Source organism: Nitrospira sp. (assembly GCA_029194675.1).
Taxonomy (GTDB): domain Bacteria; phylum Nitrospirota; class Nitrospiria; order Nitrospirales; family Nitrospiraceae; genus Nitrospira_D.
In genome coordinates this window covers 467,256-479,627 of the sequence record JARFXP010000001.1, presented here as the reverse complement: position 1 = coordinate 479,627, position 12,372 = coordinate 467,256, and the positions used below count along the sequence as shown (strand labels likewise).

General features: G+C 54.1%; 20 protein-coding genes. 12 read left to right on the top strand and 8 right to left on the bottom strand.

Annotated elements, in window-relative coordinates; all coding sequences use genetic code 11:
* Positions 1 to 148: 148 nt before the first annotated feature.
* From P0120_02270 to P0120_02255, 4 genes are all read left to right on the top strand, one after another.
* Entirely contained in the window at positions 149 to 385 is a 237-nt protein-coding gene (locus tag P0120_02270; GenBank protein ID MDF0673157.1) for a transposase, read from the top strand.
* A gap of 492 nt (positions 386 to 877) precedes the next feature.
* Positions 878 to 1,117 carry a hypothetical protein gene (locus P0120_02265; protein ID MDF0673156.1) on the top strand — a complete coding sequence of 80 codons (240 nt, stop codon included), beginning with the start codon at positions 878 to 880 and terminating at the stop codon, positions 1,115 to 1,117.
* Between the two features lie 35 nt (positions 1,118 to 1,152).
* A complete protein-coding gene (locus tag P0120_02260) occupies positions 1,153 to 1,380 on the top strand; it encodes a hypothetical protein (GenBank protein ID MDF0673155.1) in 228 nt (75 codons plus the stop codon).
* A gap of 66 nt (positions 1,381 to 1,446) precedes the next feature.
* The gene (locus P0120_02255; GenBank protein ID MDF0673154.1) at positions 1,447 to 2,205 is read left to right on the top strand and encodes a hypothetical protein; all 759 of its coding nucleotides are present in this window, start codon (positions 1,447 to 1,449) and stop codon (positions 2,203 to 2,205) included.
* 151 nt (positions 2,206 to 2,356) lie between these two features.
* Here the strand turns inward: P0120_02255 and P0120_02250 are convergent, their stop codons facing one another.
* Entirely contained in the window at positions 2,357 to 2,515 is a 159-nt protein-coding gene (locus tag P0120_02250; GenBank protein MDF0673153.1) for a hypothetical protein, read from the bottom strand.
* A gap of 223 nt (positions 2,516 to 2,738) precedes the next feature.
* Between P0120_02250 and P0120_02245 the strand changes: the two genes are divergently transcribed.
* The 3 genes from P0120_02245 to P0120_02235 all read left to right on the top strand — a co-directional run bounded on the left by P0120_02245 (position 2,739) and on the right by P0120_02235 (position 5,317).
* The gene (locus P0120_02245) at positions 2,739 to 3,470 is read left to right on the top strand and encodes an MBL fold metallo-hydrolase (GenBank protein ID MDF0673152.1); all 732 of its coding nucleotides are present in this window, start codon (positions 2,739 to 2,741) and stop codon (positions 3,468 to 3,470) included.
* Between the two features lie 130 nt (positions 3,471 to 3,600).
* Positions 3,601 to 4,560 carry an alpha/beta hydrolase gene (locus P0120_02240; protein ID MDF0673151.1) on the top strand — a complete coding sequence of 320 codons (960 nt, stop codon included), beginning with the start codon at positions 3,601 to 3,603 and terminating at the stop codon, positions 4,558 to 4,560.
* A 130-nt stretch (positions 4,561 to 4,690) separates the two neighbouring features.
* Complete coding sequence (locus P0120_02235; GenBank protein MDF0673150.1) at positions 4,691 to 5,317, top strand: NAD(P)H-binding protein; 627 nt, start codon at positions 4,691 to 4,693, stop codon at positions 5,315 to 5,317.
* Here the strand turns inward: P0120_02235 and P0120_02230 are convergent.
* On the bottom strand, positions 5,311 to 5,748 hold the full coding sequence (locus P0120_02230; protein ID MDF0673149.1) for a DUF5069 domain-containing protein: 438 nt from the start codon (positions 5,746 to 5,748) through the stop codon (positions 5,311 to 5,313). The genes P0120_02235 and P0120_02230 overlap by 7 nt on opposite strands.
* A 15-nt stretch (positions 5,749 to 5,763) precedes the next feature.
* Here P0120_02230 and P0120_02225 point away from each other — a divergent pair, with 15 nt between their 5' ends.
* Entirely contained in the window at positions 5,764 to 7,017 is a 1,254-nt protein-coding gene (locus tag P0120_02225) for a hypothetical protein (GenBank protein MDF0673148.1), read from the top strand.
* Between the two features lie 158 nt (positions 7,018 to 7,175).
* Here the strand turns inward: P0120_02225 and P0120_02220 are convergent, their stop codons facing one another.
* Both P0120_02220 and P0120_02215 read right to left on the bottom strand, forming a co-directional pair.
* Positions 7,176 to 7,607: a DUF5069 domain-containing protein gene (locus P0120_02220; protein MDF0673147.1), complete on the bottom strand. Its 432-nt coding sequence runs from the start codon at positions 7,605 to 7,607 to the stop codon at positions 7,176 to 7,178.
* 2 nt (positions 7,608 to 7,609) lie between these two features.
* Complete coding sequence (locus P0120_02215; protein MDF0673146.1) at positions 7,610 to 8,281, bottom strand: DUF3386 family protein; 672 nt, start codon at positions 8,279 to 8,281, stop codon at positions 7,610 to 7,612.
* 264 nt (positions 8,282 to 8,545) lie between these two features.
* Between P0120_02215 and P0120_02210 the strand changes: the two genes are divergently transcribed.
* Positions 8,546 to 8,869 carry a hypothetical protein gene (locus P0120_02210; GenBank protein MDF0673145.1) on the top strand — a complete coding sequence of 108 codons (324 nt, stop codon included), beginning with the start codon at positions 8,546 to 8,548 and terminating at the stop codon, positions 8,867 to 8,869.
* A 12-nt stretch (positions 8,870 to 8,881) separates the two neighbouring features.
* Here the strand turns inward: P0120_02210 and P0120_02205 are convergent, their stop codons facing one another.
* From P0120_02205 to P0120_02190, 4 genes are all read right to left on the bottom strand, one after another.
* On the bottom strand, positions 8,882 to 9,178 hold the full coding sequence (locus P0120_02205) for an ATP-dependent Clp protease adaptor ClpS (GenBank protein ID MDF0673144.1): 297 nt from the start codon (positions 9,176 to 9,178) through the stop codon (positions 8,882 to 8,884).
* 67 nt (positions 9,179 to 9,245) lie between these two features.
* Positions 9,246 to 9,458, bottom strand: a complete 213-nt coding sequence (locus P0120_02200) for a hypothetical protein (GenBank protein ID MDF0673143.1) — start codon at positions 9,456 to 9,458, stop codon at positions 9,246 to 9,248.
* A gap of 138 nt (positions 9,459 to 9,596) precedes the next feature.
* Positions 9,597 to 10,730 carry a radical SAM family heme chaperone HemW gene (gene hemW / locus P0120_02195; protein ID MDF0673142.1) on the bottom strand — a complete coding sequence of 378 codons (1,134 nt, stop codon included), beginning with the start codon at positions 10,728 to 10,730 and terminating at the stop codon, positions 9,597 to 9,599.
* The gene (locus P0120_02190) at positions 10,727 to 10,999 is read right to left on the bottom strand and encodes a hypothetical protein (protein ID MDF0673141.1); all 273 of its coding nucleotides are present in this window, start codon (positions 10,997 to 10,999) and stop codon (positions 10,727 to 10,729) included. Before P0120_02190 ends, hemW begins: the two co-directional genes overlap by 4 nt.
* A gap of 71 nt (positions 11,000 to 11,070) precedes the next feature.
* Here P0120_02190 and P0120_02185 point away from each other — a divergent pair, with 71 nt between their 5' ends.
* The 3 genes from P0120_02185 to P0120_02175 are packed head-to-tail and all read left to right on the top strand — an operon-like array spanning position 11,071 to position 12,308.
* The gene (locus tag P0120_02185; protein ID MDF0673140.1) at positions 11,071 to 11,295 is read left to right on the top strand and encodes a zinc ribbon domain-containing protein; all 225 of its coding nucleotides are present in this window, start codon (positions 11,071 to 11,073) and stop codon (positions 11,293 to 11,295) included.
* 7 nt (positions 11,296 to 11,302) lie between these two features.
* Entirely contained in the window at positions 11,303 to 11,629 is a 327-nt protein-coding gene (locus P0120_02180) for a hypothetical protein (protein ID MDF0673139.1), read from the top strand.
* Positions 11,598 to 12,308 carry a hypothetical protein gene (locus P0120_02175; protein ID MDF0673138.1) on the top strand — a complete coding sequence of 237 codons (711 nt, stop codon included), beginning with the start codon at positions 11,598 to 11,600 and terminating at the stop codon, positions 12,306 to 12,308. The genes P0120_02180 and P0120_02175 overlap by 32 nt, the downstream gene beginning before the upstream one ends.
* Positions 12,309 to 12,372 lie beyond the last annotated feature (64 nt).

Genomic DNA, 12,372 nt, shown 5'->3' with positions numbered 1-12,372 from the left:
CAACCTGACGCTGGTTGCTTTCCTCGCCGCGAACGGTGTGTAATCTGTGGCGGGGGAAGAGCTTCTGTGGTTCGGTACGTCAGTCAATGGGTTCAACGTAAGGGGGCAGACCTTGCCCTATGCATAATCGTTAGGTAACTTAGCTCCCATGGCCAGGCCACTCCGTATCGAATTTGCTGGGGCCTTCTATCACGTGATCGCCAGGGGCACTGCACGGCAGGACATCTTCCTGGAGGATGAGGACCGACATCGATTCCTCAGGGTGCTGGAGCCTGTCGTCGCCCGCTCTCATCTCATGCTGCACACCTACTGCCTGATGGATGATTCTTCCATCAGCCGCATCGTGAATGTCCCAGCCTCGATAGATGCACATACCAAGAGCTGACCCTGGAAATCTGTTTGACAAGAATCGGGCCCTCGCGAGGGAACTCGGCATCTCGGGGACACCAGGCTTCATCGTGAGCGACGAATTGGTTCCGGATTTGAAGGGGCTGAAGGAGTTAATGTCCCGGGCGGGACAGGGAAAATGACAAATACCGGCTGGCTGAAATTGACACACATCTCAGAGTACACTATGCAACTGTGAATAGCTGGCTCAATCAGTGGGCGGGAGCCCGGATATACAGTGACGAGACCATGGATCGCATATGAGATGGCTTAGTTATCTCGGAGCGGAAAACTAGGTGCCCCCGAAAATTAGGGAGCTGATAGCTGAGCTGGCGAAGGCAGGATTCAGAGATCGGGGAGGTAAAGGAAGTCATCGAAACTTTGTTCATCCACGAGTGACGAAACCGGTTACCTTATCGGGAAAGGCTGGCGACGATGCCAAGCAGTACCAGCTCCGCGCTGTCCGGTCAGCCATAGAGGAGACCAAAAAATGAAAGAGAGTGCCAGGTACGCAAAAATCGTGGAATGGTCTGAAGAAGATCAGTGTTACGTAGGGAGCGCCCCTGGTCTGGTGCTTGGCGGATGTCATGGCAAGGATGAGAAGGCGGTGTTCGACGAGTTGTGTCAGATCGTCGAAGAAGCGATCGTTTTGTATCGGAAAGACGGCAAACCGCTGCCTCCCGCCACCTCAGGGCGGGACTTTGCCAACAAGATGCAATGTGTCGCCTAGCGCTCGCGTGAATTGATGTTAAACGAGTAGAACAGTTGCATTGGCGTGTCCGTCACCTTCAGGTGGCAGCCGTCATTGCCAAGAATTCTGCCCTCGCCCATGAACTCGGCATCTCGGGAACTCCCGGCTTCATCGTCGGCAACGAGCTGGTGGCTGGATGGTTGGATTTGAATGGGCTCAAGGAATTCATTGCCCAGCGGGACAGGGGAAATGACGGATTGTTGGAATTCATAGGTGCCAGCGGGAGACATGAAGATGTGTGATACAGGTTGGAAACCTGCGATCAACTGTCTATGAAGGCATCTACACATTGTTAGGCATCTCAGTTCATGCTACGCATTCATCACATTGCCCTCTCTCCGGAACAACTGAATTTGATCCCGCAATCAGAACGGCGGCTGCTTGCATTGGTAGCCCATGCCGCCAATGAGCTTAGCGTCCTATCGAAACTTTTTCACTTTATGGCAGGTGCTAGTCCTAATGTCGCAATGCTCATGCAAGCGGAAAATATGCAGGCATTGGTCATGGGGCGGCTTCTTACTGGGAAGATCTACGAGTGCTGGAAGCTTTTGACATCCGCCTTTTTCGGGAAAGCGTTGTCGAAGGATTATGAACAGAAATTCGATGCCGAAGGGTCGGCATCGCTCTCCTGGCTGAAGAAGTACTTTGGCCGCGACAACGTCATTGCGACAGTTAGGAACAAGCATGCCTTCCATTACTCGCTCGATCAAGTTGACGGCGGCTTTGCCACTCTTGCAGAAGGGGACGCGCTTGATATCTACCTCGCGAAATCTGTGACCAATACCTTGTACGCTTTTGGTGACACGATTGCCGGGCGTGCAATGCTAGAGAGTATCAAGCCAGGTGCCCATCAAGAAGGGTACGAAGCGCTTCTTCAGGAAACGTTGCTAGCTGTCAATCATATGCAAACAGTAATAGGCACCATAATGGCCCTCTGTTTCGAAAAACACTTCGGCGGAAGCCTATATGACTTGGGCGCCAAGACAATCGAAATTGAAGGTGCACCTGATTCGCAAACTGTCAAGATTCCATATTTTATAGAGATTCATGATGAAAATGACTTTTAACACACGAGTCAAATGGGCTGCTGCGTGATCACTTCTGGACTTATTAACACCGCTCTGTTCTACAATCCTTATCATCGAATAGCCTAATTGACTTATTCTTTGTCGGCTTTCTAGACTCCGACGGTCTTCCACAGAGATCATGGACCAAGAATCACTCGCACAGATCCAGCAACTCATCGCTACCGCGACCGACACCCTTCGAGGAGACATCGCGGACTCCAAACGACACGCTGGTGTGCTGGCGGAAGGGCTTCGTCAGGAAGTTCAGCTCATTGCCGAAGGATTTCAGATGCATCTCGACCGGCGTCATACTGAGGATCGATCCTTCCTTGAAGCGCAATTCCGAGAAACAGGCGCGCTCATCCTGCTCTCATATAACCGAATGATATGAGGCTTCGGGACTGTTCCTTGGTAGGACCTCGGTGAGTCAGTAGCCTGCCGCCATTGTTTGATCATCCCGATCTAATCTATCAGTATTGCACCACGGCTTAGTGGTGCGTATGATCGCACGGTTTAATTCTTGAGGAGGTTCTATGGCGAAGATCACCGAGATCGCTCCGGACCTATTCCGCATTACCACGTTCGTTGCTCCGTTCAATATTCAGTTCAGTCAGTTCTTGATGCGCGACGATCAGCCGCTGCTGTTCCATACCGGCCCGCGGGCACTCTTTCCCGAGGTCAAAGCCGCTGTGGCCTCGCTGATCGATCCACAGGCTTTGCGCTGGATCGGGTTCAGCCATTTTGAGTCCGACGAATGCGCGACGGTGCCGGAGTGGCAACAACTGGCTCCGCATTCGGATGCAGTGTGCAGTGTGGTGGGCAAGATGGTCAGCGTCGATGATTGCCTGGCGCTTCGTCCCGCCAAAGGTATGGCTGATGGTGAGGTAATCGAGACCGGAAGGTACCGCTTCCGCTTTCTATCGACGCCGCATGTGCCCCATTGCTGGGAAGCGGGACTGCTGTTCGAAGAGACGGAACGGACACTCCTGTGTTCGGATCTCTTTCACCAAAACGGGGACGTCGAACCGATGACGGAGTCAGACGTGATCGACCGTTGTCGAAAGACGCTGGTGGACTATCAGCAAGGCCCCTTGGCGAACTATGTGCCATATTGTTCCTGGACGGAGGCGACGCTGCATCGACTGGCGGCACTGCAGCCGAGGCGTCTGGCCACGATGCATGGATCGGTCTATGTCGGCGATGGAAGTAAAGCGCTCCACGACTTGGCTACTGTTTGGCGCGAGGTCCTCGGCTCACCGTCATGATCCAAAACGACCTCCGTCCTTGAACCATTCACAGGAAGGCTGGAGCGGTTCACAGGTCCATCGGATAGAGCAATCTTCCTCACATATCCAAGACTCGGTGTCTTAGGGTTGGCTGATTGCGCGACCTACCATGTCCTTGGTTCTCCTGCTTCTACTCCTTGTGGTGAGCGGTGCCGGCATCGCGATCTGGTTTGGAATTGATACCAGACGTGCATACGCACGAATTACAGGCAACAGTGCGCTCTTTCCCTCGCCGTTGGGAGATGTTGAGTTCAAGCGAGGAGGGACGGGTGTTCCGGTTCTGGTTGTCCATGGAAGTGGAGGAGGCTACGACCAAGGTGAGCTCATTGCAAAGGCAATCCTAGACGAACGTTTCGACTGGATCGCGCCCTCTCGTTTTGGCTATCTCTGCTCGACTTTCCGTCAAGGCGCGACGTTTGATGACCAGGCGGAGGCCTATGCCCATCTTCTTGACCGTCTAGGCCTCTCAAAGGTGGCCGTCGTTGCCTTGTCACACGGCGGCCCATCTGCCCTTCTATTTGCAGCACGCTATCCAGAACGCGTATCCTCGCTGACGCTTGTGTCGTGCGGGGTAGCCACTCCATTAGATGCAAATCAGGCTGAGGCGAACCAAAAGGGCGACGCACTGACGACGATCTTCAAGTTCGAGATTTTCTACTGGGTTGTCAGGAAGTTTCTGCGTAAGTGGCTGATGCGGTTGATGGGTGTTAGCGACAGGGTGATCGAGAACCTCACTGCAGAGCAGCGAACCTTGGTCAATCAGGTGATCGACTACATGGCGCCGGTATTCCATCGGTACGCTGGTGTCGCTCTTGACAACAAGGCCGCGATGCCAAATGAGCGGGTGGCGGCCATTCGAACCCCGACACTCATTGTTCATGCGACGGACGATAGCCTTCAGCTTTTTCACAACGCGGAGTATGCGGCGGCCCACATTTCTGGGTCCCGCTTGATTGCTTTCAATCGGGGTGGGCACCTGCTGCTGGCGGTCGAGCAGTCAGCTATTCAGACAGAAGTCAGGCAGTTCATCTTGGCTCACGCTGACAGATCTGATAGGGATCCCATATAGAATGACGGCCACTTCAGCGGCGCTTGACCGGAGCCTACGAACAGGTTGAGAATGTGCCTCAAGTCGAAGATTCGTAACTGAAGCCGGTCCAGCTTAACGTGGTTAGGCTCTGACATCAAACACAGGGAACATGAAGATCACCGTAATCGGAGCTTCGGCCGGTGTGGGACTCCAAGCCACACAGCTCGCGCTTGAAAAGGGGCACGAGGTTATCAGCCTATCGCGCCGCAGCGTTCCCCTTCCAGGTCACGCTAAGCTCAAAAGGGTGCAGGGTAGTGCGACAAACCCAAGTGATGTGCGGGCCGCAGTGGATGGAGCAGACGCCATTCTTGTGACCCTCGGTGTCAAAAGTCCCTTTGCCACCACACTGTTTTCCGACTCTGCGCGCCTCCTGCTACAGGTGCAACAGGAGACCGGTTCCTCCTCAACGCTCATCGTGCTAACGGGTTTCGGTACAGGCGACAGCTGGAGCTACAATCCATTCCCCATGAAGCTCATGTTCACGCTGCTTCTCAAGAAAGTTTATGCAGACAAAAGTGAACAGGAACGTGTGATAGCCAGTGGGTATCCACGCTGGGAAATCGTGCGCCCAGGCCGGTTAACCAACGGCACCATGACGGGCCATTATCGCGTACTGGACAATCTTGTGGAAGGAATGAGGGTGGGTGCCATTTCCCGTTCTGATGTGGCGCATTTCATGGTGGCACAGGCGGAGCAGCCGACATACCTCGGCAAGTCTGTTGCGATCACCTACTGACAACGATGTGCCGGCTCTCGTTTCGGAACGACCCGCCCTTCCTCCAAGTCTTGCAAATCCGACCAAGCGGTGATGTCGGTTCGTGATGGATCGATGGCGTCACTGTACTTCTCGAATCGTTCCATGCTTTCGGGAGAGATCAGGCCTCGTAGCAAGAGTGTTCGTTTCCAGACCTCCGGCTTCCCTGGCCAAGCGAATTGGCCCTCTGGTTGGAAATAAGTTGAGTATGACACTGCTCGGGCAGCAGGCGTAGAAAGATCAGTGCTTGTCCTGATCAGAAAATAGTACCAATCTGGAGTGCCGATCGTCTCAGAGGCACTTGACGGAGTCCCTGGACTGGCTAAAAATACGCCATAATTCGATAATTCGCAGCCTGCGCGGGTTTTGTCGGAACATTGTTCGGCTTCACCGCCCAAGACGCGTTTATCCATAACTACGGATGGTGCATGAAGCACAAGAAAAGACAGGCTCTCTTTGTCGTAGTTTTAGTCCTTATAGTCGTTGGATTTCTTGAGGCAATTTTGGGGCTATTTGCGTTCGTGTCTCCAAGGGTTAATAGGGTCCTTACATCACCTCAGATTCCCCCCTTTGTTCCTGATGCTCGTCTCGATCGTCGACCTAATCCCGCCTATCCAGGACACGACCGTCAGGGGTTTCGCAACCTGGACATGCCAGCCAAGGCGCATATTGTTGCGCTGGGTGATTCTCAGACATATGGCACGGGTGTGAATCCAGAAGACGCGTGGCCGAAGCAATTGGAATCACTGACAGGAGAAATTGTGTATAGCATGGCCTTCGGTGGTTATGGCCCTACACACAGCCTTGCACTGTGGGATGAGGCTATTGCCTTATCACCAACGATTGTTATCGAGGCTTTTTATTTTGGCAATGATCTCTATGACTCATTCAACTTTGTATACAACAATGGCCAGCTGATTGAGCTCAAAAGTTCTGATCCACAGGTGCAAACGAGTGTACGAGAAGCAGAGCAGTCCGATCCCATTGGACCGCGTGTGTCACGAATGTTCAACATGGGTCATCAACCTGCGGCTCACGATAAGGAAACGACGAAGGCTACGCGCGATGGGTTTTCCCTGCTAGAGGTACTTTCCCAACACTCGAGGCTTTACGGACTTTTCCAGAGAGTTTATGAGAAGACACGTGTGATGAATCAACGCAACACTCATCAAGACAAATGGGCAAAGGCAAAGGCATTTGCAGAAGCAAATCCAGCATACTGCGAGGTGTTTAGCGATGGACCGTTCAAGACCATTTTTACAAGCGCATATCGTCTCGCAGCCCTTGATCTTGGCGATCCCAGAATCGCGGAAGGGCTGCAGATTTCATTGAGGGCCATAGAGAGAATGCAGGAGTTGGCTGCCGCAAGAAGAATCAGGTTCTTTGTTGTGCTGATCCCTACCAAGGAGACAGTATTTCGCCAACTTTGGAAGAATCCCTCGGAGAGTTTTCGCCGCAATATAGAAAATGAGGAGCGTGCTCTGAGCATTACAAAGGACTTTCTTAGACATAACGGCATTGAATATCTGGATGTGTTGCCAGCGTTGCAAGAACAACTCATGACGGGAGTTCAGCCCTATCAGGTTTCGCATGACGGCCACCCAAACGAACATGGACATAGGGCCATCGCCAAACTCCTAGCTCAGCATCTAGAATCCTCAAAGACATCTCAAGCTAAATGAGGCGTTGCAGAGGATGCGAATAAACTGCGCCGCTGAACCTAGTGCTTATCAGTTAGTCTAAGAGGATGGCGGTATGTGTTCACGGTGAGAGTCCGGGATCAGCAACCTTGGTACAGCAATAAGGGGAAGAGTTTCCTATCACTGGTGGATTGAAACGTTCACCCTCGTCTCGGAACGACCCGTCCTTCTTCCAAGTCTTGCAAATCCGACCAAGCGGCGATGTCGGTCCGTGATGGATCGATGGCTGTCAGGTATTTTTTGAACTTGGCCGCGCTTTCAGGAGAACTTGGTTCGCGTGCCAACAGCTTCTGATTCCATTCCTCCACCTCGGCGGGCTGGTGTGGTTTTGCCGTTTGCTCAAGCCACTTCACGACTCCCTCATCGGTCAAGTTGGCCTGAACCGTGGCCGTGAACTGGTCGCTGGTGATGCCCGCAAACGCCATCAGCCGTTCGTCCAGTGGACAGGGATAGATATACTCGCCTTCGGTTCCGGCAAGCACTGCCCGGCATTTGTCGATCATGCGGGCGAGGTGAGCATAGCCCGCCAGCTTGAATCGCATGCTGCGAGGGAAGTCTTTGCGCAAATCCATCGTTAGAGCAACTTGTGGTTCTTGAATGTCAGGCTCTTCACGACGACCTGGCCGCCTTCGTAGGTAATAATCCGCCTGGTCGCAGGAAGGTCCGACGAGCCGACGCGGACATGGGTGTCGGTGAAGCTTTCGACGTTGGTCAGTTTGCCGTCGGTCGGCGAATAGTAATAGACCGTGTACTTGGTCGTGAGATTCTTCTGGTCCTGTGTGATGGCGCTCTCCTCAACGTTGATCGTAAAGGCGAACGGGTTCATGCCGGGATGGGCCATTTTGCGGTTGATCTGTGTGATCCGGTTGTCCTTGATCCGGTAGAAGGAATGAGAACCATGGATGTTCAGTTTCGTGCCGAACGGATGGCCGTCTTCCTCCATCGTCAAGGTGTACTTCCCGTCGGACTCTTCGAAGCTCCGTGGTCCCCGATGGACCGCGATCATGCTCAATTGCTCTTGCGCCCATTTTGAGGTCTCGCCATCGCCGAGCTGAACGGATACTTCGCGGGGGCCCTTGACGATGACGGGGCCGCTGGTTTCTTTCCCATTCACATTTACGGTGAGGTCGGCCGTAAACCCTTTAAAGTCTTTTTGCCACCGTGCGGTCCCTTCGAACGCTCGGCGCAGTAGATCGCGCGCTTGAGGGTCATCGGTGACAGTCGAAGATTCTTGTGTATGCTCCATGATGGATCTCCTCTTATTAAGGAACGTATCGACGTTCTATACTTATACCGGTGCCTGTGGTCGCACTCAATAGTGAAATCCCTTGGACCGGAGGCTGCTTCTGCGAGAGCTTACTCGATAGCTTTCTGATGCATCGCACAGTCGAGCAACATTCGATGTTCCAAAAATCATCATAATTCTGATATACTTCAATGATTTTTTGCTGGGGTGTTGGACCGCATCCGCCCTGGTCAGCCGGTCAGCCTGTGTTGAGGAAGGATGGGCATGGAACGACGAGCCGCTTCGCATACCGAAGAAGAAGAGATGAATCAACGCCGCAAACTTTTGAACGCGGCGAGACGCGGTGACACGAAAGCCATCAGCAAGCTGTTTGAGCTCTATCAAGTACGTGTGCTCAGCGGAGACCAATTGGCCAAGGTCAACCGCACCTCTACCTACATGGTTCCCGTGAAGCAGAGCAGCAAGTCAAAGGCTGCGGAGAAAAGCGAAAAATCGAGCGCTTCGAAGGCAGCGAAGAAAATGGCTGTCAAAAAGGATCCGCCAAGCATCACCAAAAAATCGGCCAAAGGCCCATCCAAACATAAATAAATAGAAAGTGGATTACTGCACGGCCACTCTGAGTCCACCTCCTGCCAGTTTTGCTGCAATATCATCCGCCTGTTCTGTCGATCCGGTGTAGACGATGGCTTCCCCCTCATGATCGATCCGATAGGCCAACTCAAACGCCTTGGTCGAAGTCATCGCGGGAATAAACCGGCAAAATAGCTCGATTACTTGTTGGTAGGTGTGACAGTCGCAGTTGTAGACGACGACACGGGACTCAAACGCGGTTCCCGAACCGATTTGCACCTCTTCTGTGGTTTCGGGAATTGTCTGTGGCGTGGAAGGTGTCGGCATGGAGCGGGGCTTCTAGCAGATCAGGCGAAAAGGGTTCAGCGCTGGGTCGCTGGATGTCATGCAAGGCTTACACTCTATCCATATCAATCACTTCGGTTGCATCCCATAAGTTTTTCGACTCGGCATCAGCCAAATCCTTCTCGCGATCCGCGTCAGTTTCTTCTCCAAACGACTGTTGCGGAGCGGTCGATATGGTATCGGTGTGTCTGTCCTCGGCGGCCGATGCGGTGGTGGTCTGGGGGCGGCGCCGTTTCTTTGACGGATCCATGTTGACCGGCATGAGGTTCCTCCCAAGAACTCTTGTAGTCTTCTCTAATTGTAACCGTCTTGTCAATCGGCGAAATACGCTTGATGGATGGAATCAGGATGAGCGTTACCGCCTTGCTGTCTGTTCGATGTGCCGGTTCTCGTGGCCCACTCAGAAGAGCTGCTCTGCCACCGTATCAGCGTAACGTCGACCCAAGGAAGTCAGTCGTACCAAATCGTGATCGGCATCGAGCAGGCCCTTCGCGATAAGGCCGTCGATCTGATGATCTCGTTCCGCGGCGGTGATGGTATTTCTGGGGACACCACGAAGAAGACGCAAGCCGAACACGAGGGCATCGCGCTGGCGCTCGGATGCCGAGAGCGTGACCTGATCTCGAATAGGTAGACGGGACTCGTTCAGGATTTCCGCCGCATAGGTGGTCAGGTCTGCGACATTCCCAAACCTGGTTCCATCAAGATAGGACTGCGCGCTTGGACCCAATCCAAGATACTCACCACCGGTCCAGTAGAGTGCATTATGGCGACAAACATAGCCGGGTTTGGCATAGTTGGAAATTTCGTAGCGGGAAAATCCAGCGTCTGCAAGGAAGCGTTCCGCCGCTGATTCCATATCGATCTGAAGCATGTCGTCAGGTGGTAGGATAAGATTTCGAGCGATGTCCTGAGCGAGCCTGGTGCCCTCCTCAATAGTCAGCGCATAACAGGAGATATGCGATGGGGTGAGCATGAGGATCGATTCCAAGGTGTGTAACCAATCCTGTAACGACTGGCCCGGCAGCCCGTACATCAGATCGAGGTTGATGTTTCTGAATCCAGCGAGGCGCGCAGCCTGGACGGCGCTCGCCGTATCCTGCACTCGTCCAAATCGACCAATGGAGGCGAAATCCTTGTCCACCATGGACTCCGCTCCAAAGCTGATCCGATTGAATCCGGCATCAGCCAAGACGGTGAGATCTCGTGCGGTGACAGAAGAGGGATGTGCCTCCACTGTGACCTCCGCCGTGCCCTCGGTCGACCAGGTGGCTCGAATCAGCCTCAGAAGCGCGGCCAACTGATCGGCGGGGAGGGAGGTCGGCGTTCCTCCGCCGAAATAGATGCTCTGCAAGGCGCGGCCATCCAGGGACTCTTGCCGACGATGGAGTGAAATTTCTTGGGTGAGGGCCGACTGAAACAGCGCCATCGGATCGGGTTGCGCGATTTCGAGATAGAAGGCGCAAAAGTGACAACGGCGGCGACAAAATGGGACATGAATATACAGACCGAGGTCTTCGTTCGAAGGGCTCATCGTTTCAGCGAGAAGGGAGGAGGTTGTGAGAAATCCTTAGCCATTACGATTTCGATTTCGTCGGCCGGCGAAATGCCTCGGTTGCGGATGTGCGATGCCCATCCGTCATGCCTGCGGAGCGACTCAAAGATGGATTTGAGCAGTTGCGGTTTGATCCGAGCTTCCCACTCGTTCAGCCAATGTCGTTCATCTTCGTCCCCTGTATAGTCGTCCGGAAACGAGGCTTCCAGCGTGAAGCGAATGGTAAACGTTTTGTCTTCCTGGTACATGCAACCCCTGTCGTTGCGATTCACTCGGGGTGATTTTATAATGCTCTCGGCAACCGAAGGAGTCCCCAGCCATGCCTATCTTCGAATATGTGTGCCGTGAATGCAATCACCGTTTTGAGCTGCTGATCCAAGGATCGACGGAGGCGGCTTGTCCGCAGTGCAAGACGACCAAGCTCGATAAACAGTTCTCCGCCTTTGGAGTCGGGGCCACGACCGGCTGGGCGTCCTCAGCCGGTCCTGGCGCGTGCGGCAGTTGCGGTGATCCTCGCGGGCCGGGCGCTTGCTCGATGAATTGAATAGCCGATGGGCACTCAGGATGAACAGGCGGTGCAACGCGCGATCTCGAGCATCGCTCAATCCGATCCGCTGATCAAGCTGCTGCAGCAAGTGCGATTGGGCCGTATGAAGCCGACTGATACGGGCTTGCGCGCTGTGACGGAGTCCTGGCTTGGCACCTACGAGAAGGCCTTGGCCACGGACGGTTTGACTCAATCCCGCCTGCGCCGACTCAATCCCGCCCCTCGGCTAGCGGTCCTTATCGAGACCGAAGTACTCACCGACGATCACTCGGGCGTGACTGCCCTGAGGGCCGTTTACGATGAACTGCTGGCTCGTGCTCCCGCTGGATAGGTTGCTCGCACCCCTCATTTCTCTCTTCTGTCTGTCCGGCGCGATCATCTTGCCGGCCATAATACAGGCGGAGGATGAAGTCGGACTTCGGCCTCTGAGAACGATTCCACCCGCCGAGCTTGGCTCGATTCTTCCCTCTGATACGCATGTCCTGATCGAGCGGAGCGCCATCGAAGCGTTCCTGACGGCGCTGGAAGGGACGCCTCCCGATTGGGCCACCGTCTATGGTCACGGTCATCACGATCCGGGACATGATGAGCGGCTATTCAGCCTGAACCGCGAGCGGGATACTGCACGAGCGGGGAACCCCGTTCTGAACCGGCGTGTGGCCTTCGTCTGGCCTGGAGAATTGTCGCAATTCGATCCCGAAACCAAGAGCTATGCGGTGGCGGTTGGGCCGGAGTTCAATTCAACCCGTTGGGGGATGGTCCGATTCAAGCCCGAGGAGTTCCCAAACAATCTGCGCGTGAGGCCGGACAAGAAACTCGCCGGTCGGATCAGTCGGAGTCTCGCCAAAGGGGAAAAATCACGTCTGTTGGTCGTGATGGCCGGTGTGCTGATTCCCTCCGAGTCGATCATCTATGATTTTTCGCACGAGGAGGAAGGGGTTGGGCTCATCATGCCTGTGGTGAGGGTTGAACAGGTGGAGGTGCTTTTCAAAGGGGCGCAAAGGCCCTGATTCCACTGAAGCGCTGGTCCATTGCGCAGGTATGAGTTGGCGCGGTGCGAGGGGCTAGATTGCT